The organism is Pararhizobium sp. LjRoot235, from assembly GCF_964254145.1.
Lineage (GTDB): Bacteria > Pseudomonadota > Alphaproteobacteria > Rhizobiales > Rhizobiaceae > Pararhizobium.
Window position 1 is genome coordinate 3,671,526 of record NZ_CAXUSP020000001.1, and the last position, 22,177, is coordinate 3,693,702.

Consider the following 22,177-nt stretch of genomic DNA (forward strand, 5'->3'; position numbering starts at 1 on the left):
GCGCGACCGAGTGCCGACGTTGTGCTCTTGGAAGGGGAGACGAGGACGATGCCAGAGCAACCCAGTCTAATAGTTCGACAGAAATCCCCACAGAACATCGAGTTTCCATTTGCGTCGCTCTCCGATTGGCTGATCCCAACCGAGCTGTTCTTCGTACGAAACCATTTCCCGTCGCCGGACCTCGATGCGCGAGACTGGAGATTGCGCGTTGGCGGGGCGGTGGAGCGGCCGATCGAACTTGACCTCGACAGCATCAAGGCGATGCGGAGCACGACTTTCACCGCCGTCGTCGAGTGCGCAGGGAACGGCCGCGTCTACTATGTGCCACCGAAGGAGGGGTTGCAGTGGCAGAACGGAGCCGTCGGCAATGCCGCCTGGACAGGTGTTCTTCTGCGCGAGATTTTAGAAATGGCGGGCGTTAAGCGAACCGCACGTGAGGTTCTGCTCGTAGGCGCAGACAGCGGCGTCGTCGACACGAACAGGAAAACGGCTTCTCCCGGCCCCATCGCGTTTGCGCGCAGTTTACCGCTTGAGAAGGCTCTCGCTGACAGCACGATCCTTGCCTATTCGATGAACGAGGAGCCGTTGACGCGCGATCACGGCTACCCGCTACGCGCGGTTGTGGGTGGCTGGTTCGGCATGGCTTGGGTCAAGTGGATCACGCATATCACGGTTGTGGAGCAACCGTTCCTTGGCTACTGGCAGGCGCGCGACTATTTCCGTTGGGAGCGCAGCCTCGGGGAACCCAGGCTGGTCCCCCTCGCGGAGATGGAGGTCAAAGCGCAGATCGCGCGGCCCGTGCAGGGGGCGCGGCTCATCGCCGGCCAACCGTATCGGATTTTCGGAGCCGCCTGGAGCGGAGAGACTGTTATCCGGCAGGTGCAGGTCTGCACCGGAGATGGCAGGGGCTGGCGCGAGGGAAGGCTCCTCGAAACAGAACGTCCCTTTGCATGGCGCTTGTGGGAGTACATGTGGACCCCTGAAGAAGTGGGGCGATATAAACTGCGATGTCGCGCGATCGATGGGGCGGGGTGCGTGCAGCCCGACCTCCAGTGTTCCGACTGCGAGAGCTACGCGGCCAATTGGATCGTTCCGGTGGAGGTTACGGTCGTTCCCGAGCCACAGACGTACGACGAGGAATTCGTGATCTAATCACCCGCATGGGGCGGAATGGCTTGGCGCAACTGCGACCCGCGTTGTCACTGCGTCATGTCCGTTTTGCTGCAACGGCGGCCGGTGGCTCGATGACCACTATGAGAAGGCGCAAAGCGGTCATGCATGCGGTGATCCGCCAGACGGCGCCTTTGGCCCCGATAGCGGAAATAATTGCCGCTATACCTCTCCGGTTGACTGAGGCCCCAAGGCAGGGCACAAAGGGGGCATCCACGGTCGCTCGCGATGGGAAAAACGAGAGGATTTCAAGGCAAATTCGTTAAGCCATTGAAATCATGTGATAATCCAGGTTACCCAGGCAGACGCAATTTATGCCTGTAGCGCTTGATTTTCTGAATCTCTGAAGTCGTGCAGATTCTCTCGATTTTGCAGCTACTTACTGCTTCGCCCTTGCTGGTCGCAACATTCTGTTGCGGGTAAGAACCGCAATCTAAGAGCGTATACGAAAATAGCTGGGGACCCGATTCCAGAACCTCTTCTACGTTGCGCACCGTGATCGGGCCTTGTTGGTGCGAGGCAACACCAACAGACCTACACCAACCAATCAACCGACCGATCGCAGCCGCAGGGCGTCTACGACCACTCTGAACGCGGGCGAATTCTGGTGTCGGCTTGGGTAGTAAAGATAGTAGCCCGGAAAGGGCGGCGACCAGTCCTCAAGGACGGCTACGAGCCGACCGGCTTCAACGTGATGGTTGACGAGATCATCCGGGACATAGGCAATGCCGTAGCCAGCCAATGCCGCGTCAACCATCGGGAGAGAGCTGTTGAGCGTCAACTGACCATCAACACGTACACGCAATTCCTGGCCGTCCTTTTCGAACTCCCAGGCATAGGTACCGCCTGCCCTTGCCTGCCGAATCCGGATGCAGACGTGCTGGATAAGTTCTTGCGGATGGAGCGGCTTGGAGTGGCTCTCGAAGTACGATGGGGATGCCACCGCAAGCAGCCGCCAGTCCGGCCCGATGCGGACGCCGATCATGTCCTTTTCCAGGCTCTCGCCCAGTCGCACGCCCGCGTCGTAACCGTCTTCGATGATGTTTCGAAAGCCGTTGTCCCGATCAAGCTCGACCTTGATGTCGGGATATTGGGATAGAACATCCCGCAATTTCGGCCAGACCAGACTTTCATAGGCGTGATCGGACAAGGTGATCCGGATTGTGCCGGATGGCGTGTCGCGCAGCGACATCAGCGCGGCGAGATCGGTTTCGATCTCAAGCATCCTCGGCGCAAGGCTCTGCCGGAGCCGCTCACCCGCCTCGGTCAGCCCGACATTGCGCGTCGTGCGCGTGAGCAACCGCAGTCCTAGGCGGGTTTCCAGCCGCTTGATCGTATGGCTGAGGGTGGATTGTGCGATGCCGATCTTGGCAGCTGACCGGGTGAAGCTGCGCTCCTCGGCCACCGACAAAAACCACAGGAGATCGTTGAGATCCTTTCTGTCCATGTTCCGCAATTTATGCCGCAGATCGATAAATGCAAGCGGATTGGAGCATCTAATCTTTGGAACACCCCGCTGCTAATTTCAGGGCATGACAAAAGCCGAGATTGAGGGAGCCATGCCCGACACCAGCGCAAGGATCGAAAAAACATTCCCGGCCGCCTGGGGTGCCGTGTTGTCCATGACACTCTGCGTCGCCGTCCTGATTGCCTCGGAATTCATGCCCGTAAGCCTGCTGACGCCGATCGCGGCAGACCTGCAGTTGACGGAAGGACAGGCAGGGCAGGCAATCTCGATCTCCGGCCTCTTCGCCGTCCTTACAAGCCTGTTCATAGCCGGCCTGACCCGCAACATCGATCGTCGTCAGGTGGTGCTTGGCTTTTCCGCATTGCTCATCGTGTCCGGGACAATCGTCGCTTTCGCTCCCAACTATCCGGTGTTGATGTTCGGTCGCGCCCTGCTCGGCATGGCGATCGGCGGTTTCTGGTCGATGTCGACAGCCGTCGTCATGCGGCTTGTACCTGAAAAAGACGTGCCGCGCGGTCTTGCCATGCTTAACGCCGGCAATGCCGTGGCCGCAACCATTTCGGCGCCGCTCGGAAGCCTGCTGGGCGATTATATCGGCTGGCGCGGCGCGTTCTTCTTCGTGGTGCCGCTCGCGGTACTCGCGCTGGTCTGGCAGATGATCCGCCTGCCGTCCCTGCCCCCGTGCCGACGCCATGCGCAAGGCAATGTCTTCCGCCTTCTGGGCAATCGTCAGGTCGCGTTTGGCATGACGGCGATCCTGCTGCTCTTCATGGGGCAGTTTTCGCTCTTCACGTACCTGCGCCCTTACCTCGGAACCGTCTCAGGCTATTCGATCCCCGCATTGTCTCTGGCATTGCTTCTCATGGGATTGGCCGGTGTCGTCGGGACATGGTGCATTAGCCGCCTGCTAGCGGAAAAACTCTACCCGATCCTGATCGCCATCCCGCTGATGATGGCCGGAATTGCGGCGCTGTTGATCGAGTTCAGCGCATATCGATGGGTCGTCGCTGCTCTGCTCGTTGCCTGGGGATTTTTCGGCACGGCCGCCCCTGTGGGCTGGGGAACATGGCTAAGCCGTGTGCTGCGCCACGATGCGGAGGCGGGCGGCGGCCTGCAAGTTGCCGTCATCCAGTTCGCCATCACCATGGGCGCCGCTATCGGCGGGCTCCTCTTCGACGGTGCTGGCTGGTGGAGCCCCTTCCTACTTGCCGCGGTCCTGCTAACCGGATCGTCGGCAATCGCGCTCGCAGCCTGGTTCGAATGGGAGAATGGCGATGCAACCGAAACTGCTTGAACGTCGCGCATTTCTGCGGGCCGCAGCCATCGGCCTCATCGGCCCCGGTATCATGGGGTCGTCCGAACATGCCTATGCAAAGGAGACCTTTATGAAAATCAAAGTCACGTTCGAGGGCCACAGCTTCACGGCATCGCTCTTCGACAATCCCTCGGCGCGGGACCTCGCTTCCATGCTGCCACTCGACCTTAAGATCGAAGACTATTCCAACAACGAAAAGATCACCTACCTGCCCCGCAAACTGACCACGGAGGGCAGCCGCCCCTTCGACAACGAGCGGCCCGGCGACCTCTGCTACTATGCGCCCTGGGGCGACGTGGTCTTCTTCTATGCCCCCTACCGTTACTCGTCCGGCCTGATCCGACTTGGCCGCCTCGATGGCGATATCCAGCCCCTGCTCACGCGCGGCGAATTCCCACTGCGCATCGAGCGTGCCGAATGATCTGAAAGGAAGGTAATTCCCATGCGTGCAACCGTTCTCTACAGCCCCGGCGACGTCCGCTGCGTCGAAGTCGCAGACCCGAAAATCATCGAACCCACGGACGCGATCATCAAGCTTACCGCGACATGCATCTGCGGCTCCGACCTCTGGCCCTACCGCGGTCTTCAGCCCGTTAATGAACCAGCCCATATGGGGCACGAATATTGCGGAGTGGTGACGGAAGTCGGCAGTGCCGTAAAGACGGTCAAACCCGGCCAGTTCGTCGTCGGTTCGTTTGTGATCTCCTGCGGGACCTGCGCCAATTGCCTGGGCGGCTGGCCGTCGTCCTGTGTTAATCGCCAGTTCATGTCCGGCGGGCAGGCGCCGTTTGCGCGCGTTCCCTTTGCTGACGGCACGCTGCTGGCCACCCCCGAAATGCCTCCCGAAGACCTGATCCCGAGCCTGCTTGCCGCGTCTGACGTGCTCGGCACCGGCTGGTTCGCAGCAGATGCGGCGCGCATCCAGCCCGGTTGCACGGCAGTCGTCGTAGGTGACGGCGCCGTTGGTCTGATGGGCGTTCTGGCTGCCAAGCAACTGGGCGCGGAACGGATCATCGCCATGAGTCGACACAAATCCCGTCAGGAACTGGCGCTGGAATATGGCGCGACGCATATCGTCACGGAGCGTGGCGACGTGGGCGTGGCGAAGATCCGCGAATTGACCAACAGTATCGGGGCGGACTCGGTACTGGAATGCGTCGGCACGCAGGAATCAATGATGCAGGCGATCAACGCGTGCCGGCCGGGTGGCTCTATCGGCTTCGTCGGAGTTCCCCATGGTGTATCGCTTGATGGGCAGATGCTGTTCTTTGCTCAGAAGAACCTGCTCGGCGGCCCTGCCCCGGTGCGCCGCTACCTGCCCCATTTCTTCGACCTGATACTCAGCCGGAAAATCAATCCCGGCAAGGTCTTTGATCTCGAACTGCCGCTTGAGGACGTGGCGGTAGGCTATCGCGCAATGGACGAGCGAAGGGCAATCAAGACGCTGCTGCGCGTATGAGGCCGTATTATCCGGATTAGGAGGAGTTACTGCGCGCGGTCCTTAGACGGCGCACGGGGAAATATCCGTACGGTCACTGACCGGAAAACACTCGTGAAACAGCATGGAGGAAGCGCTGCTTTCCGCCCACGGCGTTCCCACGCCTAACGAAAGGTTTGAAGCATGAGCCCGAAATTCTGGGGTTGTTCTGCCGTGATTGTCGCGGCCACAAGCATCGCCACTGCAACCGCAACGTTTTCGCCGAGTTCGTTCGCTCCGATGCCCGCCTTCGCAGAAGCCAACCAGGTCAGCTTCCCGCCGCTTGACGATCTGGAACACTATACCACCGTGCGTCGCGGGGTAACCCGCGAACACATGCTCACCAGCCGCGCGGCACTCAACGCGATCGAGGCCGGCCAGCCGATGCCGCCAGGCACGCATGTTGTGCTTGTCGACTACCAGAGCGATGTTCTGACACGCTATCTCGTCGCCCAGAAGATGGGTGACGGCGCGGAGGACTGGCAATATCAGTGGTTCTGGCCGGATCGCGCGGTGAAAGCCGATGAAAACGTCGCCCAGTGTTATTCCTGCCATCGGTCGCGGGTGGACAACCAGTTCCTGTTCACCTTCGACGACGCCGTGAGCTTCCAATGACGCGTGTGCTCGTCGATAGACTGGCAATCCCGGCGGCAATGGCCTGTCTGCTGATGCTGGCGCTCGCCTACTGGTGGCTCGATAACCTGCGGCACGAGCTGTTCGGCACGGCGCTGTACGCGCTGCTGATCCGGCATCTCGTCGCCAACTGGGCCTGGTTCCGGAATCTCGGTCGCGGCCGGTACGATGCGCGCCGACTGGCCATCCTCGTTCTGCACGCGGTCTTGATCGTCAACATGACCGTGCTTTTGGTCACGAGCCTGGCGATTTCGCAATCGGTAGTTGCTTGGCTGCCGCTGGCAGACATCGCCTACCTGCGCGAGATCCATTGGTTTTCCGCCTACTGGTTGATCGTGATCGTCGGCCTCCATATCGGCGTGCACTGGCGCCGGATCATGGCGCTCGTGGCAACGTCGCTGCGGCTCAAAGCGTCGCCTTTGGGTGAGATTTCGCTACGACTGCTCGCCGTCCTGCTGGCAATCTGCGGAGCGTGGAGCTTCACTGCCCTCGGCGTCTGGACGAAGCTCACCTTCGCCTACAGCCTGGAATTCTGGGATTTCACCAGCTCCGTATCACCGTTTTTCGCCCATTGGACAGGCGTGATCGGGCTCTTCGCAGTCATCGGGCATTGCGCCCCACGGCTCCTGAAGAGGCCCCCACGCTCACCCGCAGCAACCAAGTTCCATCGAACAGAAGGAGTTCAGAAATGGACATCGTAAGACTTGGCACCCAGCCCTCAGGCAAGGGCCCTGAAGACTGGTTCACCGGAACCGTGCGCATCGATCCGCTTTTTGCAGCAAACGCGGCGCGAAGGGGTGCGGCGGCGGCCGTCACCTTCGAGCCCGGTGCGCGAACCGCATGGCACACCCATCCCCTGGGACAGACCCTGATCGTCACGGCCGGTCTCGGCCGGGTTCAGCGCGAGGGTGGTCTGATCGAGGAAATCCGTCCGGGCGATGTCGTCTGGTTCGAGCCCGGCGAGAAGCACTGGCATGGCGCCTCGCCTACCGTCGCCATGACCCATGTCGCCATTCAGGAAAACCTCGACGGCAAGGTCGTGGACTGGATGGAAAAGGTCACTGACCAACAATACCAGGACCAATGAGAGCGAAAGGAGAGCTTTAAATGAGTGAACAAGATCAATTCGATACATTTGACCAGCCGGATACGGGTCGCCGCACCTTCCTCAAGATGACGGGCATCGGCGTTGCTGCATTGAGCGTCGCAGCGGCAGCAGGAGACATCGCCATGGCCCAGAGCTCCGAGACCTGGGACAAGACTTTCCCCAAAAGTGAAAGCGTCGACCACGAGAAGGTTACCTTCCGCAATCGCTACGGCATTACGCTTTCAGGGGATATCTACCTTCCAAAGAACCGTGCGAACGGCAAGCTACCCGCAATCGCGGTCGCCGGCCCCTTCGGCGCGGTCAAGGAACAATCCGCCGGCCTCTATGCCCAGACCATGGCCGAGCGCGGCTATGTCACTGTCGCCTTCGATCCGTCCTATGTCGGTGAAAGCGGTGGGGAGCCCCGGAGCGTCGCGTCGCCGGACATCAACACTGAAGACTTCATGGCCGCCGTCGATTATCTCGGCACTCACGAGGCCGTCGATCGCGAGCGCATCGGCATCATCGGCATCTGTGGCTTCGCCGGGATGGCCTTGAATGCTGTCGCCGCCGACAAGCGCGTCAAGGCGATCGCGACCACCAGCATGTACGATATGTCGCGCGTCATGGCACGCGGCTACTACGACGGCCTGACACCGGAACAGCGCACCCAATCCCTCGAGCAGATGAGCCGGCAGCGCTGGGCCGATGCCGAGAGCAAGGCTGCTCCGAAACTCGCCGGCGGACTGCCAGATACGCTCGATGGCGTCGAGAATCCCGTCATCCGCATGTACTTCGACTATTACAAGACACCACGCGGCTTCCATCCCCGCTCCGTGAACTCGACCACCGGCTGGACCGTGACCACGCCGCTGTCGTTCATGAACATGCCGCTCCTCACCTACATCAAGGAAATCTCGCCGCGGCCGATGCTGATCATCGCTGGCGAAAACGCCCATTCACGGTATTTCAGCGAGGATGCCTACAAGGCCGCAGGGGAATCCAAGGAGCTGATGATCATCCCAGGGGTCGACCACGTCGCTCTCTACGACCGGATGGACGTCATCCCCTTCGACAAGCTGCAGTCGTTCTTCGGTGAACATCTGGCGTGATCCAGATACGGCGCCTGCGACAGAATGCGGGCGCCTATCTACGCTTCTCCCTCTTCCGCCTACGCCGATTGCGGCCATGATATTTAAAGACCGGTACCGCACAGTCTCGACAAAGAGGCTGAACACTTGGCATGAATGCCGCCTGCTGGGATGGTACAGATGATATCCGGGAAGCGGCGGCGTGCTGGTCCGGCGTTCGGATCAGGCGTCGATAGCGGAAATAATTGCCGCGAAATCCCGCCTGTTGACTGAGGCCCAAAGCCAGGGCACAAAGGTGGCATCCACGGTCGCTCGCGGCAGGAAAATTATAGAGAATTCAAAGGCGATTTCGGTAAGTTATTGAAATCATGTGAGAATCCAGGTTCCCCGGCCAATTCTCCCTAAATCCCCGTAATTCCTTGATTTTCCAGTCGTGCCGGATCCCGTTTTGGCATCTTCGGCGACCTGATGCCCAGAACTGTAGCCCACAGGTGATGCCCACGGTTTTGAAACCGGAATCATCAGTGGCTCAGCGAAGGCCGTCAATGTGATGGCGATCCGCCACGAAGTCGAAAATCTGATCCGCCGCGGAAACATCTTCTACTGGCGGGCGCGTCTTCCCAAGTGCTTCATCAACTGCGAGTCCGGAAGCCGCCTTTCACTCAGTCTTCAGTCTTCCGATCATAAGAAGGCAAAGATCATTGCCCGGCAGCTCAACATGCGGCTCGCCGAACTGAAATTGAAACCGAAGAACGTTATGGCCGACAGGGAACGGCTTCAGAAACTGTTTGAGCATGTCCGCGACGAGATGCTGGCGAAGCTCGATGATATCAGCACGATGGCCAAGCGGAATGGTCGCGCGAGCGATGTCGTCGAGATGGAACTCGACCTGGAGGCTGGCTGGGCCTACCAGCTATTGGCCAAATTCGGCACGAGCAGGGATCTTACCCTCGAAGGCGATTGCTCTTTCGGGAGTCAATGAAATTGTATTTTCTGCGTAACAATAATTACACGACAGAAATACAATCCATTTAGGCAAACACTGCTTCTCGCCCCATGCACCTCGGCTTTGAAGGACATGAAAATTGCGTGACTGACATGGCCGCTCAGTTTGCGACGAGCGTTGCAGCACGGTGGCTAAGTGTTTGTTGGATAGAGCTCTTATCGAGGTTGGGTAGCCATCCAACGACAGGCATTGGGGCGTTGGACAATGTCGTCCCACACGGCGCAAACTCGTCGAAGCACGCAGCGGAAAAAGCGGCATTGACCGTCAGCGGTACGGTGCTCGATTGAGCACGGCTGTTATCGTTGAAGAGCCTGTGTCAACCAGCTGGCAGTAAAGTCCGCGACTGCGGATCGTTTGGCGTCGACCGGCACCAGGATGTTATATCGGCCTTCCGCCTCAAACTCGGTGTCTCCGACCTTGACGAGGCTACCGTCTGCAAGGAATGTTTTAATGAGCGTATCCCACCCCAGAGCGACGCCCTGACCGGCCCTCGCGGCATAGACCGTTTCCGTGTAGTGGCTGAAGCGGAGCATCGATCGCAAATTGTCCGGCTTACGCCCGAGGCGGGCAAACCAGTCCTCCCATCTGTACCAGCTTCTATTCGGAACCTCGGTTTCGATCAGCTCATAGTCCCCAGTGGGGAAATCCGGGACGCGATGAGAGGCGGCGTAATGGGGAGAGCAGACTGGGTAAAGTCTATCGCCGCAGGACGCCAGCACTGTCCCATCGTTGAAAGGCGGCACTCCATATCTGATCGCGATGTCGATGCCGCCATTGCCCAGATCAAGTTTGCTATCTTGTGAAACGACACGAATCTGAATCTCGGGATTGAGCTGACGGAATTCCGCTATCTTGGGAAGCAGCCAAAACGATGAAAATGCAATCGTGGCGCCTATCGTCACCAGGTCGGTCACGCTTGCGCGCACGGCATCCACGCTATCTGCAATATTGGAGAAACTGTCTGCCAGCGTCGCGCCAAGAATAAGACAGGCAGGCGTCGGCTCAATCGATCGATGCCCGCGATTAAACAGAGGCCTTCCGAAATCGTCTTCGAGAAGGGCAATCATACGACTCACCGCAGCCTGGGTTACTCCTAGTTCGTTGGCCGCCGCGGTAAAGCTGCGATGTCTGATGGCTGCCTCGAGGGCCACAAGCGCAGTGAGCGAGGGTAGTTTCTTGCGGAATTGCATATCAGGAGACTCCAAGCACGTTTCGCATGATATTTAATTATGCCATACCCAATAATTTATGCCGTTGAAAACAAGGGATTTTGCCGCATTCTCTATGCCAGTAGCATAAGAGGATATCATGCTAAACAAATTTCCGTCTTCAATCTCCGCCATCCTCGATTCTCGCGCCGAGGGCTATTCGCTTCCCGCAGGTCTTTACACGCGCGATGACGTCTTCCAGGCTGATCTCGACGTCTTCTTTCGCAAGCACTGGATTTATGTCGGCCTCGAATGTGATGCCCCCGAAGCCGGCGACGCGACCGTCATCGACATTGGCACGACGAGCCTGATCCTTTTGAGGGACGATGACGAACAGATTCGTGTGGTGCACAACGTCTGTCGGCATCGAGGCACCCGGCTTCTTGACGGCGGTCCAACTGTCATCTCGAAACTGGTTTGTCCCTATCACCAGTGGACTTACGAACTTTCCGGCGAACTCATCCATGCGCCCCACATGGGCACGGATTTCGACAGGTCCTGCCGTAATTTGAAGCCAGTGAATTTCAAGTCGATCGGCGGGCTGATCTACGTCTGTCTCTCCGACACACCGCCGGAAGATATCGGCAATCTCGAACGGGTGATGGAAGAGCGCCTCGCGCCGTACGACATCCGTAATGCCAAGATCGCCTATCAAACGGATGTTATCGAGGCCGGAAACTGGAAGCTGACGATGGAGAACAATCGCGAGTGCTACCACTGCGCGGCAAATCATCCGGAGCTTTGTGTCTCGTTCATCGATCTCGACTTTGGCTTCGACCCTGCAACGCTCAGCGAGGAGGATCGCGCGGAAGCAGAGGAGCATCAGCGGCTGTATGCCGAGCGTACAGCGGCATGGGAAGCGGATGGCTGTCCTTCATCGCGTGTGGAGCAGTTGTCCGGCTATGAGACAAACTTCCGAACGCAGCGATTGATTATCTCAGGGGCGGGGGAATCCCAGACGCCGGACGCAACCGCTGCATCGGCAAAACTTCTCGGTACGATGACGCGAAAAGACCTCGGCGACACCCATCTCTGGGGCCATAACTGCTGGAACCATTTCATGGGCGACCACGCTGTGACCGCCATGGTTATTCCGCTTTCGGCAAACCGCACGCTCGTTCGCACGAGGTGGCTCGTGCACAAGGATGCGGTCGAAGGCGTCGACTACGATCTGGAAAAGCTCACCAATGTCTGGATTGCAACGACCGATCAGGACGCAGAGCTCGTCAGCCGCTCGCAGTTGGGCGTCGAAGACCCTGCGTATGACCCTGGCCCATACTCGCGTTTCACCGAGGGGCAGTTGGACGAGTTCGCAACCTGGTATGTCGAGCGGATGCGCGCCAATGGATACTAAGGTCACAAATTCCGCCGGCTTGCCCATTGATCGGACATATTGGAATCCGGACATCGACAACGAGCTTCTCTGCATCGATGTCCACCAGGAAACACATGATGTGAAAACCTTCACCTTTATCTCAAGGGATGGGAAGCACATCGCATTTGCAGCCGGTCAGTACTTCGCCCTAGATGTCGGACTACGCGATGACTTGGAAACGCGGTGCTATAGCATTTCTTCCTCACCGCTCCGGACAAACGCGATTTCGATCACCGTGAAGCGTGTCGTGGGCGGCAAGGTTTCCAACTGGCTTCACGACAATCTTGCTCCGGGCACCATTGTCCAGACAAGCGGACCACTGGGTGTGTTCATCCGGCCGGCCCGGCCTAACCAGAAATATCTGTTCCTGAGCGGTGGGTCTGGAATCACACCTGTCATGTCCATGGCGCGGGAACTCGCAGATGCAGCACTGCCGGTAGATGTGATCTTTCTGCACGCCGGCCGGTCTCCGGGTGACCTTGTTTTCCGTAGCGAACTGATAAACCTGGCGACGAGGCTCAAGGGATTTCGCCTTTACTTTCTGCCGGAGACCCTGACTGGAGAGACGTCATGGTCCGGTCTAAGTGGCCGGATATCGCGCGACTTGTTCCAGCTCATCATTCCGGACATTTCGGAAAGGGTCGTCATGTGCTGTGGTCCAGCCCCATTCATGGCGGCTGCTCGAAAGATTTCCGCAGAGCTTGGTGTTCCAACGGAGAACTACATTGAAGAGAGCTTCGATGCCGTGGTGACCGAGGACGCGCCGCTTCCCTCAACTGAGCAAGCAGAGCACAAATCCTTCAAAGTCGAGTTCGCAATGCAGAGCCGTACGATCGACGTGACGCCTGATCAGACGGTGCTCTCGTGCGCAAAGAAGGCTGGAGTGAAAATTCCGTCTTCCTGTTCAAATGGACTGTGCGGCACTTGCAAGTCGAAACTCGCCAGCGGAACAGTCGATATGAAACACAACGGGGGTATCCGGCAGCGCGAAATAGATGCTGGATTTTTCCTGCCATGCTGTTCGAAACCACTTAGCGATCTGGTTATCGAGCGCTAGATTCGACGCTGACCTTCGCAATCGTATGAAACCAAATCCGACTCTTATCCGACACGAACTGTCAATTCGGAGAACTATCTAAAACAGAGGGTATTAATCCAAGGTCACAGGCAGGCGTATTTTACGCCTGCAGACCCTGCCTTTAGACCGACAAATCTCCTGACGAAAATTTCGTGGCAAGCCGCTCGGCGATTTCGTAGACCGGAAAACACATTCTACAGGTGTACGAAAACTGGCTGGGGACCCAATTGTTGCGCCAGCGATCATTCCTTCTTCCGCTCCTGCTGATTGCTGGCAGAAGGGGGATTGCGTTGGGTAACTCGTCCTCGCAATCCAGCCGCTAACGGATCAGTATATGGCAAAGGCAGGGCGTCTCCTAATGGGCCGCCCTGTTAGTCTGTTTTTGGGATGATTAGAGCTTCCGAGCAGTTCGCGTGTCCGCTTCAGCGTCGACAACAGGGCGGCCTTGTAGCCGTTTTCGCCGTTGAGCCGAGCCTGCTGGGCCTGCTCCTCAAGGGCATTTGGCTCTTTGCCGCGCATGCCCATGTAGCAATAGAAACGAAACTGCAGCGCACCTTCCTCATCTTCGAACAGCTCGTTGATAATAGCGCCCTCACGAGGGCCGGCTGCCTGGAAGAAGGTGATCTTGCTTCCCGGCTCAAGCGTGACGATTTCGCGCAGATCGTTACCACCGATCGTGGCTTCGCGCACCAAGTGGGTCGCACTTTCCTCGACAACCTCACAACGGCTGCAGAGACCTGGTGCGAGGAACAAGCGCGCGTCGCGTGCTTTGAGCTCAAGCCCCTTCCACGCCTGAGCGCGCGTCAACCGAGGTTCGCCTTCCGGGTTAACCGGAACAGTGGCGGTTGAATAGATCATGGTGATAGACCTTTCGTGAGTGCTGTTGCTTTCGTCAGGCGGAAGCAACAGTTTCCGAGGCGAAGTCACGATATTGGCGCAGCGGGCGGCCAAGGAGCGTGGTCAGGCGCTCGACGTCGCCAGCTTCGGGAAGCATACCGTCGATCAAGAAGCGTTCGCCCATCAGACGCATGTCGTAGGCCATCCAGGCGGGCACGAACTGCTTGAGATTTTGCTCAAAGCCTTCGGTATTATTGCCGCCGTAGCTGATCTGGCGGGCGAGCACGTCTGACCAGATAGCGGCAATATCCGTCCCAGTCAGTGCCTCTGGACCGACGAGGTTGATCCGGTCGAGCGCAAGCGGCGCTGCAGCCTGTTCGCGGCGCAGCAACTCAAAGGCGGCGATTTCGGCGATATCACGGACGTCGATCATGGCAAGGCCCTTCGCCCCGATAGGCATCGTGTAAGCGCCGTAGCCGGTGATCACGTCTTTGACCATGAGATCGTTCTGCATGAAGTAGGCAGGGCGCAAGATCGTGGCCTTGAAGTCCATCTGCTCGATCATGCGCTCGACGCCGAACTTGCCCGCGAAATGCGGCACGTTCACGTAGACGTCAGCGTGGATCACCGACAGATAGACGATCCGTTCGATGCCGGCCGATCTGGCGACGTTCAGCGCAACCAAAGCCTGGGTGAATTCGTCCGGGACCACGGCGTTCAAGAGAAACAGAGTGGAAACTCCAGACATGGCCTTGCGCAGCGAATCGACATCGAGAAAGTCGCCTTGCACGACGGATACGCCTGCCTGGACGTTGGCTTTCGACGGATCGCGGACGAGAGCACGTACATCAGCGCCGCGCTTGACGAGGTGTTCGACGATTTGGCGGCCAACATTGCCTGTAGCGCCGGTAACTAAAATGGTCATGAATTTCTCCGTGTCGGGTTGCTTGACACGTCTAATATGTGTGGTTCACTGACAGTCCAATAGACGGAAATTTTAGACACACCGTCTCGCTGGTGGAACACGCATGGATCTTCTTGCCCTCGCCGATTTTAACCTCGTTGCCCGCCATGGTGGCTTCGGCAAAGCGGCAAGGGCCACCGGCCGGCCTAAGGCGACCCTGTCCCGGCGCGTTGGAGAATTGGAAAGCAGTCTTGATCTGCGCCTGTTTGAGCGTGGCGCGCGGACCCTGAAGCTGACCGAAGAAGGCCGGGCTCTCTTTGAGCGGACAGGGAGGTTGCTCGCCGAACTCGACGAGACGGCTGCAGCCATTGCATCTGGTGGCCACACGCCTAGGGGAAAGCTGCGCATCAGTGCGCCGGTGCTTTTCTCTCAGAGCGCGATGGGCAAGATCGCAGCAGCGTTTGCCCTGATGTATCCAGAGGTCAGACTGGAGGTCACGACTGAGGATCGTCCTGTAGACATGATCGAGGAAGGCTACGATCTGGTAATCCGGGTTAATCCGGATCCTGACGAAAGCCTAATCGGGCGAGCGTTTCTCCGCGACCGGCTTGTTGTGGTGGCGAGCCCCGATCTTCCCCGTCCGACAAAAGATGTTGCTGCTCCTGGCGTGGTGCGTGGCGCAGGCGAGCGACAAACATGGCGCGTGAGGGCACCAACCGGCGCGGCCACAATTTTAATCGAACCTGTCCTTGGTCTGGCATCCCTCATCATGGTCAGGGATGCGGCGCGGATCGGAGTCGGTGCGGCACGTCTTCCCATTTCGCTGGTGGCCCATGACCTGGCGGAAGGAACACTGGTGAATTGGGGAGATATTGACGGTCCCGAAATCGCTCTTTGGACGCTCTATCCATCTCGTCGGTTGCTCAGTGCACGAGTGTCTGCGTTCCTGGATTTTCTAAAACAGGCCTTCCCAAATGGGACACCGGACGAGCTGGCCGCCTACATCGGCAGATGATGATTGAGGCTGCTTTCTGTCTAAAAGCCATGCACAGATACAGCGGTCCCATCGACAAAATCGGAGCTAGCTTGGGAGCTCCATCAAGCGTCTCTTTCATGAGACGGACTGTCTCATCTCAACGACTTGTAGCGCGATTTGGAACGAATACCTTCTGCCGGGAAGGAGAAACACATGAACAAATCCAATGACTTCAAGCGCGCCGATTCCATATTCGAACCGCAAACCTACGGCCGTGCCCTAACGTCTTCAAGCCTATGGTGGCCCCGAATCTCTGACGGTCGATCGGGTACTGGCGCCTGAGCCGGGTCCTGGGAAGGTGTTGGTCCAAGTCATGGCCGCCGCGGTGAACGGCCTCGACTGGAAGATCCGTGAAGGCCACGTCCGCAACATCTTCTGGGCGATGTGGTGTTGGTGGATGGCGATGGGACGTTCCTGAAATTCAACCAGACCGCCTCTGGCGCATGAGACAAGCCCTTTGCTTCGCCGCATAGTGTACAAAGTCGAGCTGAGACGTAGCCTTAATCAATAGTATCGGGGCGTTAGCCTAAATCAACAGTATCCGTCAGAAGCGGACGTATTTTTAGCTCCGACTAATGCATCGTAAATGTGCAAGCCTAGGCGAGCCTTTCCGTTCTCACATAGCGTTCAACACCAGAATGAGAGCCATGCGCTCTATGTTAGCCAAACGAGCGCGCTGGCGTCCATGAAGCCGCCTCGGGCGGCCTGCTTCAATGCAGCCCGAACAGTCCCAGCAGTTCCTCGCGTTGGCGGACGAAGCCCGGCGCGCTGCGGTCCCTCGGCCGGGGCAAGTCCACATCGATGAGCTGTGGTTCTCCTCCCCTTTCACGCGGGAGGATGAGGATGCGATCGGCAAGGAAGATCGCTTCCTCGAGGTCATGGGTGACAAGCACCGTCGTCACGTCTTCATCCTTCCAGATGCGCGCCAGTTCCTGCTGCATGCCGATCTTGGTCATGGCGTCGAGCGCGCCGAGCGGCTCATCAAGCAACAGGATTTCCGGCTGGACGGCGAGCGCCCGCGCGATGCCAACGCGCTGGGCCATGCCGCCCGACAACTGGCGGGGATAGGCCGTCTCGAAGGCCTTCAGGCCGACCAGCTCCACATAGCGGCGGGCCTGGCCCCGGGCTTCCTCGCGCGACAGGCCTTGGGTCTCCAGGCCGAAGCCGACATTGTCGATGACCGAGAGCCACGGCAGGAGCCGGGGCTCCTGGAAAATCACCGCGCGCTCTGTGCCGACGCCGCGCACACGACGACCATCAATCAGGACGTCGCCGCCATCGGCATCTTCGAGACCCGCCAGGATCCTGAGCAGGGTCGTCTTGCCGGACCCGCTCGCGCCGACAATGGCGAGGCTCTCGCCCGACCGGATGGTAAGGTTGAGGTCCTTGAGGACCGATAGAGGCTCGCCGTTCAGGGTGAAGGACTTGGAGAGGTGACGGACCGTCACCTCTCCGCGGATGTCTTGTGAAGAAGCCATGGTCCCGCCTCAGTTGCTGGCCGTGTCAGCGGAGTAGAGGATGTCCTTGGCAGCCAACTGGCCCTCCTTCAGCTTCCCCTCGCGCACCAGAACGTCGATCCAGAATTGCAGATCGCGTTCGACCGCCTGGCCACCTGGCCGCACGCCGTAGCCGCGGAAGTACTGGGCGATTTCGGGATTTTCACCGCGTTCCGCGAGGGCCTTGGCGAAGATCTTCTTCGTCTCCTCCGGATGCTCGCGGGCGTAGTCGAGGGCGCGCTGGGACTGCTCGACGAAGACCTTGGCTGCGTCCTGATGCGCCTCAATGAAATCTCGCCGCAGAACGATGAAGCCGCCGGCGATTTCCCCGAGGACATCGGTGTCGTCGAACACGGCGCGGATCCCGCCATTCTCTTTGGCCGCACCTGCGAAGGTCGTCTGCCAATAGCCGAATGCGGACACATCCACTTGGCCAGTGCGCAGCACCTGCTCGAGTTGCGGTCCCGGCACGACTACCTGGTTGGCCGCGTCGGTCGGCAATCCAACCGAATGAAGCGCTTCGCGGATGGTGTAGTCGAGGTGAGCACCCAGCGTATTCACGGCAATGCTCTTGCCGGCGATGTCCTTGATGCTCTTGATCGGGCTGTCTTCGAGCACGTAGAAGATGGACTGGACTTCGTCGTTGATGCCGTTGGACGGATAGGCGGCGATGAAATCGTTGCCGCCGATGATCGAGTTCAGGACCGCGGACGTTGCGGCGCTGCCGATCTCCACGTCGCCTGAGGCGAGCGCGATCAGGGAAGCGGGGCCACCCGTCGCATAGCCGACATTCTCGACCGTGATGCCGGTGCCCTCGAAGTAGCCGAGTGCGGCTGCCAGTTCGTGAGCGGAGAGTCCACCCTGGCCTGCGAGATAGCGGAACTTGACCTCTTCGGCGGCGAAGGCAGAGCCGGACAGACCGATGGCGATGGCTGCTGACAAGAGGAGCTTACGGGAATGGAGTGTCATGGAGCGTGTCCTTTCAGAGACTGGGTTGAGTGAGTGGGCTGGTATCAAGCTTGAGGTTGAGCCCAACGGCAGAGCTTTCGCTGCAGGAGAACGAGGGCTGCGTTGGCAGCGAGACCGAGCAAAGCGAGCAGCAGGATGGCGGCAAACATCAGCGGTATCTGGAAGTTGTACTGCGCATTCATGACTTGGAAGCCGATGCCCTTATTCGCCCCGATCATTTCTGCGGCGATCAGCAGCAGCAGGGCGGTAGTCGCCGACAGTCGCAGACCGACGAAGATTGCCGGCACCGAGGCAGGCAGGACGACGCGCCGGAAGACGGCGAGCGAGCCGGCTCCGTAGGTGCGCGCCATCTCGATCAGCTTGCGATCCACCTCCTTCACGCCGCCGATCGTAGACAGCAGTATCGGGAAGAGCGTGGCCCAGAAGATCACGAAGACCTTCGAAGCTTCGCCCAGGCCAAGCAGCAGGATGAAGACCGGATAAAGCGCAAGTGCCGAGGTCTGCCGGAAAAACTGCAGGAGCGGATCGAGCGCCTGCTCGATGGCACGTCCCTGCCCCATGAACAGACCGAGCGGAATCCCGATCGCGACGGCTGCGAGGAACGCGATGCCGGAACGCTGCAAGCTGATAGCGATGTCGTCAACGAGCGCGCCTGTAGATATCCCCTTCCAGAGAGCCGACACGATCTGATCCAGAGGGGGGAACACTGCAGCATTGACCCAGCCCAGCTTCGTCGACACCTGCCAGAGCACAAGAAAGCCGATCACCAGTCCGTAGCGGGACAGGACAGGTGACAGGGCGGCCGAGACTTGCGGCCAGATCCGTAACGGCAAAGGGTTGGCCCGGGCACGGCCCATGCCATAGGCACGACCGTGATCGATATCTTCATACGACATGGCTGACCTCACTCCGCTGCCTGGACGACCGAGCGCGCGGCTGTCCAGCGGTTGACGGGAAATGGCAGGCCGAGGTTTTCGCGCAGCGTGCGGCCCTCATATTCGGTGCGGAATAGTCCGCGGCGCTGGAGTTCCGGGATCACCAGGTCGACGAAGTCGTCGAGCCCGGTCGGCAACCATGGTGGCAGGATGTTGAAGCCATCGGCCGCCTCATTCTCGAACCATTCCTGCAGTGTATCGGCGATCTGTTCGGCGGTGCCGACAATCGTGTAGTGGCCGCGGGCCGATGCGACCCACTGATAGAGCTGGCGAATGGAGAAATTGTTTTCGTCGGCGATCTGGCGGATGAGCGCCTGGCGGCTTTTCATGCCTTCCGTCGGTGGGGCCGGAGGCAGAGGTCCATCCAGATCGTAACCACGCAAGTCGAGTGTGCCGCCCGTCAAACCATTGAGCAGACCGATACCGTCTTCCTTGAGGATCAGCGAGGTAAGACGATCGTATTTCTCGCGCGCCTCGGCTTCGGTGCGGCCGACGAAGGGCGATACGCCGGGCATGACCAGGACGTGATCGCGATTGCGACCGAGCCCACGGGCGCGGGCCTTGATGTCGCGATAGAATTCCTGGGCCGTTTCGATGTGCTGATGCGCCGTAAAGATGACCTCCGCCGTTGCTGCGGCAAGCCCACGGCCATCGTCGGATTGCCCGGCCTGGACGATAACCGGATGGCCCTGGCGCGAGCGCGACACGTTCAATGGACCGCGAACCTTGAAATGCTCGCCTTGGTGATCGGTATCATGCAACCTGGCCGGATCGAAGAAGACGCCGCTTTCCTTGTCGCGGACGAAGGCGTCGTCTTCGAAGCTGTCCCACAACTTCTTGACGACCTCAACATGCTCGGCGGCACGGCGATAGCGTTCCGCGTGGGGAAGCTGCGTGTCTCGATTGAAATTCTGGGCGGTGGCATCGCCCGTGGTCGTGACGACATTCCAGCCGGCACGGCCGTCGGAGATGAGATCAAGCGAGGCAAACTTGCGCGCAGTCGTGTAGGGCTCCTCGTAGGTGGTAGAAGCCGTAGCGATGAAGCCCAGATGGGTGGTGAAAGGAGCAAGGCCGGAGAAGAGCGTCACCGGTTCGAAGCCGGCAACCCTTGCATTGCCTCCTTCGCGAGCACCGCCAAACCCAACCGCCAAGCCGTCCGCTAGGAAGTAGGCGTCGAACAGCCCTCGTTCCGCCGTCTGAGCAAGCTGCTTGTGAAACTCGAAGCTGACGGCTCCGTCAACCGGCTGCTCGGGATGCCTCCAGGAGGCAATGTGCTGTCCACCACCGGGTAGAAACGCGCCGAGTCTGATTTTCCGTGTCATGGCTGGTCCTCTCTCTTCGCTCGATCGAATGAAGTCAGCCTACTTTGTCTATAATTTATATAGAGAAACAGAATTGCAAAGATTCATGAGACAGGCGAATTGATTTCTGATCGACGGCATGAAGCCGAACACGGCATACTGCATGTGTCTCAGCGCCGGATGAGGGACAACGCTTAGCGGAAATCGAGCTTGAACGGTTAATTCAGAAAAACTCTGTAATTTGGCATCAATTCAATCGCGATGGCCTCCCCCGGATTTCCTCAATGCTCACCAACAAAGGTAAATACGGGCTGAGAGCTCTGGTCGACCTGGCAGGGTTGGAGCCGGGGCAGACCGCGTTCGCGACCGACATCGCGAGGCGCAATAACATCCCGAAGAAGTTCCTGGACACAATTCTGCTCGAGCTGCGCAACAGCGGGTTCTTACGTTCGAAGAAAGGCCGTAAAAGAAAGTCCTGAACGTGTCAGCCGCGACATCGGATGACCAGATCTCCCAGCATGACCCGGCTATAGATTGCCCGGCGCTGCTCCGTCGTGCCCGTGTTGAGCAATGAGATGTTCGACCAGACGATCGGCCGTCTGGGGATGCCAAGACGATAGTCAGCTGCCGTGTCCGCGACCACCGCATTGGAAATGTCGGCTCCACGAAACTCCGCGGGAATGGAAATTGCCAACAGGCCCGACTTCGCCAGAACACCGATCATGCTTTGTACATCTGGGGGTACGGATTGGACGACTGCCTCGATCGTGGCGGGGACCTGGCTTTCGGTAGACAACGCGGCCGGCACGGGACCCTATCGGTCAGCGATCTACGTCATCATTGATGACCTCGGCGCGGGAGCATGTGGCATCGTCAATCGACCGCGTGGTACCGCCCGTTCTGATATAGCAGGGAGCTTCCCCGGCCAAGGCGGATGGCGAGAACTTTGCCGATAACGATGACATGGCTGTGCCTTTCGATCGCTTCCTCCACCTCGCAGTCCAACGCCGCCACCGCATCCTCCAGGACCGGCGCCCCGCTGGCAAGCCGTGTCCACTCGGCGCCTCGATAGCGTTCGCTTCCCTTCAGTCCGCCCAAGCCCGCGAAGCGGCCCGCCAGGGCTTCGTGCTGAGATCCGATCACATTGACGGCAAAGTGACGGAATCGGTCCACCACCGGCCAGGTAGACGAGGACCTGTTGAGGGAAACGAGCATGCGCGGGGGATCGACGGACAAGGCCGTGGCAGAGGTGACGGTCGCCCCAGACCTCAATTCCCCCTCGCCAGCGGTGATGACGCTGACGCCACCACCCAATGTTCTCAAGGCCTTTTTCAGATTGCTCGCGTCTGCCGGCCTATCAAACACCGGGCGGATCTGAGGCTCCGCGAACTCTGAAGCGATGAAACTGCCCATGCCTTCCTCTCCATTCCTCTTGATGACCTGAGCAAGGGATAACAACCGTGGAACGGAACCTGTAGACAAGCATTTTTATTCTCCATATATTTTATAGAAAATATGCCTAAACCGACCCCCGAGAAACGGAAGGAAGGCTGCCATGTTGAAAATCAGGATATCCTCGCCGCGAACGACGGCTGCCCAATGCGGAATCGGCTGCAGGGTCGCGGTCATCGGCGGCGCGCTCGCGATGGAAAAACATAGGGAATTCAAAGGTCATTTTTCTAAGCCTTTGAAAAAATCCAGGTTCCCAGCCGGCTTTCATTGTTAAATTTCAATAAATTACGACATAATCCCAATGCTTGAAACGTTGGCGGCGAGGGCTGAGACGCACAA

Annotated in this window: 21 protein-coding genes and 2 pseudogenes; 13 read left to right on the plus strand and 10 right to left on the minus strand. The window is 58.9% G+C overall.

The genetic code is table 11. The features are described from left to right. Positions 1 to 48: 48 nt before the first annotated feature. Positions 49 to 1,152 carry a sulfite oxidase gene (locus ACSQ2Z_RS18060; protein ID WP_436082465.1) on the plus strand — a complete coding sequence of 368 codons (1,104 nt, stop codon included), beginning with the start codon at positions 49 to 51 and terminating at the stop codon, positions 1,150 to 1,152. A 565-nt stretch (positions 1,153 to 1,717) separates the two neighbouring features. Here ACSQ2Z_RS18060 and ACSQ2Z_RS18065 read toward each other — a convergent pair. Further along, on the minus strand, positions 1,718 to 2,617 hold the full coding sequence (locus ACSQ2Z_RS18065) for a LysR family transcriptional regulator (protein WP_436082466.1): 900 nt from the start codon (positions 2,615 to 2,617) through the stop codon (positions 1,718 to 1,720). Positions 2,618 to 2,729: 112 nt separating this feature from the next. Here ACSQ2Z_RS18065 and ACSQ2Z_RS18070 point away from each other — a divergent pair, with 112 nt between their 5' ends. The 8 genes from ACSQ2Z_RS18070 to ACSQ2Z_RS18105 all read left to right on the plus strand — a co-directional run bounded on the left by ACSQ2Z_RS18070 (position 2,730) and on the right by ACSQ2Z_RS18105 (position 9,223). Beyond that, a complete protein-coding gene (locus ACSQ2Z_RS18070; RefSeq protein ID WP_436082467.1) occupies positions 2,730 to 3,932 on the plus strand; it encodes an MFS transporter in 1,203 nt (400 codons plus the stop codon). Then, the gene (locus ACSQ2Z_RS18075) at positions 3,907 to 4,374 is read left to right on the plus strand and encodes a cyclophilin-like fold protein (RefSeq protein WP_436082468.1); all 468 of its coding nucleotides are present in this window, start codon (positions 3,907 to 3,909) and stop codon (positions 4,372 to 4,374) included. The genes ACSQ2Z_RS18070 and ACSQ2Z_RS18075 overlap by 26 nt, the downstream gene beginning before the upstream one ends. A 21-nt stretch (positions 4,375 to 4,395) precedes the next feature. Then, positions 4,396 to 5,412 carry a zinc-dependent alcohol dehydrogenase family protein gene (locus tag ACSQ2Z_RS18080; RefSeq protein WP_436082469.1) on the plus strand — a complete coding sequence of 339 codons (1,017 nt, stop codon included), beginning with the start codon at positions 4,396 to 4,398 and terminating at the stop codon, positions 5,410 to 5,412. A gap of 162 nt (positions 5,413 to 5,574) precedes the next feature. Further along, the gene (locus ACSQ2Z_RS18085) at positions 5,575 to 6,045 is read left to right on the plus strand and encodes a hypothetical protein (protein ID WP_436082470.1); all 471 of its coding nucleotides are present in this window, start codon (positions 5,575 to 5,577) and stop codon (positions 6,043 to 6,045) included. Next, positions 6,042 to 6,764, plus strand: a complete 723-nt coding sequence (locus ACSQ2Z_RS18090) for a DUF4405 domain-containing protein (RefSeq protein WP_436082471.1) — start codon at positions 6,042 to 6,044, stop codon at positions 6,762 to 6,764. Before ACSQ2Z_RS18085 ends, ACSQ2Z_RS18090 begins: the two co-directional genes overlap by 4 nt. Next, positions 6,752 to 7,150, plus strand: a complete 399-nt coding sequence (locus ACSQ2Z_RS18095) for a (R)-mandelonitrile lyase (RefSeq protein WP_436082472.1) — start codon at positions 6,752 to 6,754, stop codon at positions 7,148 to 7,150. The genes ACSQ2Z_RS18090 and ACSQ2Z_RS18095 overlap by 13 nt, the downstream gene beginning before the upstream one ends. 20 nt (positions 7,151 to 7,170) lie before the next feature. Continuing rightward, positions 7,171 to 8,262: an alpha/beta hydrolase gene (locus ACSQ2Z_RS18100; protein ID WP_436082473.1), complete on the plus strand. Its 1,092-nt coding sequence runs from the start codon at positions 7,171 to 7,173 to the stop codon at positions 8,260 to 8,262. A 529-nt stretch (positions 8,263 to 8,791) separates the two neighbouring features. Continuing rightward, positions 8,792 to 9,223, plus strand: coding sequence for a DUF6538 domain-containing protein (locus ACSQ2Z_RS18105; RefSeq protein WP_436082474.1), 432 nt, complete (start codon positions 8,792 to 8,794; stop codon positions 9,221 to 9,223). 320 nt (positions 9,224 to 9,543) lie between these two features. Here the strand turns inward: ACSQ2Z_RS18105 and ACSQ2Z_RS18110 are convergent, their stop codons facing one another. Next, positions 9,544 to 10,437 (minus strand): LysR substrate-binding domain-containing protein, encoded by an 894-nt coding sequence (locus ACSQ2Z_RS18110; RefSeq protein WP_436082475.1) that lies wholly within the window; start codon positions 10,435 to 10,437, stop codon positions 9,544 to 9,546. A gap of 118 nt (positions 10,438 to 10,555) precedes the next feature. Here ACSQ2Z_RS18110 and ACSQ2Z_RS18115 point away from each other — a divergent pair, with 118 nt between their 5' ends. Next, positions 10,556 to 11,809, plus strand: a complete 1,254-nt coding sequence (locus tag ACSQ2Z_RS18115) for an aromatic ring-hydroxylating dioxygenase subunit alpha (protein WP_436082476.1) — start codon at positions 10,556 to 10,558, stop codon at positions 11,807 to 11,809. Further along, entirely contained in the window at positions 11,799 to 12,887 is a 1,089-nt protein-coding gene (locus tag ACSQ2Z_RS18120) for an FAD-binding oxidoreductase (RefSeq protein ID WP_436082477.1), read from the plus strand. The genes ACSQ2Z_RS18115 and ACSQ2Z_RS18120 overlap by 11 nt, the downstream gene beginning before the upstream one ends. Before the next feature lie 423 nt (positions 12,888 to 13,310). Here ACSQ2Z_RS18120 and ACSQ2Z_RS18125 read toward each other — a convergent pair. Together ACSQ2Z_RS18125 and ACSQ2Z_RS18130 are read right to left on the minus strand one after the other, a co-directional pair. After that, positions 13,311 to 13,766: pseudogene (locus ACSQ2Z_RS18125) on the minus strand (AtaL-like protein); the annotation flags it as partial. Between the two features lie 34 nt (positions 13,767 to 13,800). Continuing rightward, positions 13,801 to 14,670: an SDR family oxidoreductase gene (locus ACSQ2Z_RS18130; RefSeq protein WP_436082478.1), complete on the minus strand. Its 870-nt coding sequence runs from the start codon at positions 14,668 to 14,670 to the stop codon at positions 13,801 to 13,803. 103 nt (positions 14,671 to 14,773) lie between these two features. Between ACSQ2Z_RS18130 and ACSQ2Z_RS18135 the strand changes: the two genes are divergently transcribed. Further along, on the plus strand, positions 14,774 to 15,664 hold the full coding sequence (locus ACSQ2Z_RS18135) for a LysR family transcriptional regulator (protein ID WP_436082479.1): 891 nt from the start codon (positions 14,774 to 14,776) through the stop codon (positions 15,662 to 15,664). A gap of 731 nt (positions 15,665 to 16,395) precedes the next feature. Here the strand turns inward: ACSQ2Z_RS18135 and ACSQ2Z_RS18140 are convergent. The 4 genes from ACSQ2Z_RS18140 to ACSQ2Z_RS18155 are packed head-to-tail and all read right to left on the minus strand — an operon-like array spanning position 16,396 to position 20,407. Continuing rightward, positions 16,396 to 17,163 carry an ABC transporter ATP-binding protein gene (locus ACSQ2Z_RS18140; protein ID WP_436082480.1) on the minus strand — a complete coding sequence of 256 codons (768 nt, stop codon included), beginning with the start codon at positions 17,161 to 17,163 and terminating at the stop codon, positions 16,396 to 16,398. A 9-nt stretch (positions 17,164 to 17,172) separates the two neighbouring features. Continuing rightward, a complete protein-coding gene (locus tag ACSQ2Z_RS18145; protein ID WP_436082481.1) occupies positions 17,173 to 18,150 on the minus strand; it encodes an ABC transporter substrate-binding protein in 978 nt (325 codons plus the stop codon). Positions 18,151 to 18,194: 44 nt separating this feature from the next. Further along, positions 18,195 to 19,007, minus strand: coding sequence for an ABC transporter permease (locus ACSQ2Z_RS18150; RefSeq protein WP_436083118.1), 813 nt, complete (start codon positions 19,005 to 19,007; stop codon positions 18,195 to 18,197). A 47-nt stretch (positions 19,008 to 19,054) separates the two neighbouring features. Continuing rightward, the gene (locus ACSQ2Z_RS18155) at positions 19,055 to 20,407 is read right to left on the minus strand and encodes an LLM class flavin-dependent oxidoreductase (protein ID WP_436082482.1); all 1,353 of its coding nucleotides are present in this window, start codon (positions 20,405 to 20,407) and stop codon (positions 19,055 to 19,057) included. Positions 20,408 to 20,670: 263 nt separating this feature from the next. On the opposite strand from ACSQ2Z_RS18155, the pseudogene ACSQ2Z_RS18160 reads away from it, so the two are divergent. After that, positions 20,671 to 20,847: pseudogene (locus ACSQ2Z_RS18160) on the plus strand (RrF2 family transcriptional regulator); the annotation flags it as partial. A 23-nt stretch (positions 20,848 to 20,870) separates the two neighbouring features. Here ACSQ2Z_RS18160 and ACSQ2Z_RS18165 read toward each other — a convergent pair. Both ACSQ2Z_RS18165 and ACSQ2Z_RS18170 read right to left on the minus strand, forming a co-directional pair. After that, positions 20,871 to 21,110 carry a hypothetical protein gene (locus ACSQ2Z_RS18165; RefSeq protein ID WP_436082483.1) on the minus strand — a complete coding sequence of 80 codons (240 nt, stop codon included), beginning with the start codon at positions 21,108 to 21,110 and terminating at the stop codon, positions 20,871 to 20,873. A 149-nt stretch (positions 21,111 to 21,259) separates the two neighbouring features. Next, entirely contained in the window at positions 21,260 to 21,799 is a 540-nt protein-coding gene (locus ACSQ2Z_RS18170; protein ID WP_436082484.1) for a flavin reductase family protein, read from the minus strand. Between the last annotated feature and the right edge of the window lie 378 nt (positions 21,800 to 22,177).

What these genes read in the sequence shown, in the direction of transcription:
- ACSQ2Z_RS18060 (WP_436082465.1), top strand. Translation starts at nt 49, where the DNA reads ATGCCAGAGCAACCCAGTCTAATAGTTCGACAGAAATCCCCACAGAAC.
- ACSQ2Z_RS18065 (WP_436082466.1), bottom strand. Translation starts at nt 2,617, where the DNA reads ATGGACAGAAAGGATCTCAACGATCTCCTGTGGTTTTTGTCGGTGGCC.
- ACSQ2Z_RS18070 (WP_436082467.1), top strand. Translation starts at nt 2,730, where the DNA reads ATGCCCGACACCAGCGCAAGGATCGAAAAAACATTCCCGGCCGCCTGG.
- ACSQ2Z_RS18075 (WP_436082468.1), top strand. Translation starts at nt 3,907, where the DNA reads ATGGCGATGCAACCGAAACTGCTTGAACGTCGCGCATTTCTGCGGGCC.
- ACSQ2Z_RS18080 (WP_436082469.1), top strand. Translation starts at nt 4,396, where the DNA reads ATGCGTGCAACCGTTCTCTACAGCCCCGGCGACGTCCGCTGCGTCGAA.
- ACSQ2Z_RS18085 (WP_436082470.1), top strand. Translation starts at nt 5,575, where the DNA reads ATGAGCCCGAAATTCTGGGGTTGTTCTGCCGTGATTGTCGCGGCCACA.
- ACSQ2Z_RS18090 (WP_436082471.1), top strand. Translation starts at nt 6,042, where the DNA reads ATGACGCGTGTGCTCGTCGATAGACTGGCAATCCCGGCGGCAATGGCC.
- ACSQ2Z_RS18095 (WP_436082472.1), top strand. Translation starts at nt 6,752, where the DNA reads ATGGACATCGTAAGACTTGGCACCCAGCCCTCAGGCAAGGGCCCTGAA.
- ACSQ2Z_RS18100 (WP_436082473.1), top strand. Translation starts at nt 7,171, where the DNA reads ATGAGTGAACAAGATCAATTCGATACATTTGACCAGCCGGATACGGGT.
- ACSQ2Z_RS18105 (WP_436082474.1), top strand. Translation starts at nt 8,792, where the DNA reads ATGGCGATCCGCCACGAAGTCGAAAATCTGATCCGCCGCGGAAACATC.
- ACSQ2Z_RS18110 (WP_436082475.1), bottom strand. Translation starts at nt 10,437, where the DNA reads ATGCAATTCCGCAAGAAACTACCCTCGCTCACTGCGCTTGTGGCCCTC.
- ACSQ2Z_RS18115 (WP_436082476.1), top strand. Translation starts at nt 10,556, where the DNA reads ATGCTAAACAAATTTCCGTCTTCAATCTCCGCCATCCTCGATTCTCGC.
- ACSQ2Z_RS18120 (WP_436082477.1), top strand. Translation starts at nt 11,799, where the DNA reads ATGGATACTAAGGTCACAAATTCCGCCGGCTTGCCCATTGATCGGACA.
- ACSQ2Z_RS18130 (WP_436082478.1), bottom strand. Translation starts at nt 14,670, where the DNA reads ATGACCATTTTAGTTACCGGCGCTACAGGCAATGTTGGCCGCCAAATC.
- ACSQ2Z_RS18135 (WP_436082479.1), top strand. Translation starts at nt 14,774, where the DNA reads ATGGATCTTCTTGCCCTCGCCGATTTTAACCTCGTTGCCCGCCATGGT.
- ACSQ2Z_RS18140 (WP_436082480.1), bottom strand. Translation starts at nt 17,163, where the DNA reads ATGGCTTCTTCACAAGACATCCGCGGAGAGGTGACGGTCCGTCACCTC.
- ACSQ2Z_RS18145 (WP_436082481.1), bottom strand. Translation starts at nt 18,150, where the DNA reads ATGACACTCCATTCCCGTAAGCTCCTCTTGTCAGCAGCCATCGCCATC.
- ACSQ2Z_RS18150 (WP_436083118.1), bottom strand. Translation starts at nt 19,007, where the DNA reads ATGGGCCGTGCCCGGGCCAACCCTTTGCCGTTACGGATCTGGCCGCAA.
- ACSQ2Z_RS18155 (WP_436082482.1), bottom strand. Translation starts at nt 20,407, where the DNA reads ATGACACGGAAAATCAGACTCGGCGCGTTTCTACCCGGTGGTGGACAG.
- ACSQ2Z_RS18165 (WP_436082483.1), bottom strand. Translation starts at nt 21,110, where the DNA reads ATGATCGGTGTTCTGGCGAAGTCGGGCCTGTTGGCAATTTCCATTCCC.
- ACSQ2Z_RS18170 (WP_436082484.1), bottom strand. Translation starts at nt 21,799, where the DNA reads ATGGGCAGTTTCATCGCTTCAGAGTTCGCGGAGCCTCAGATCCGCCCG.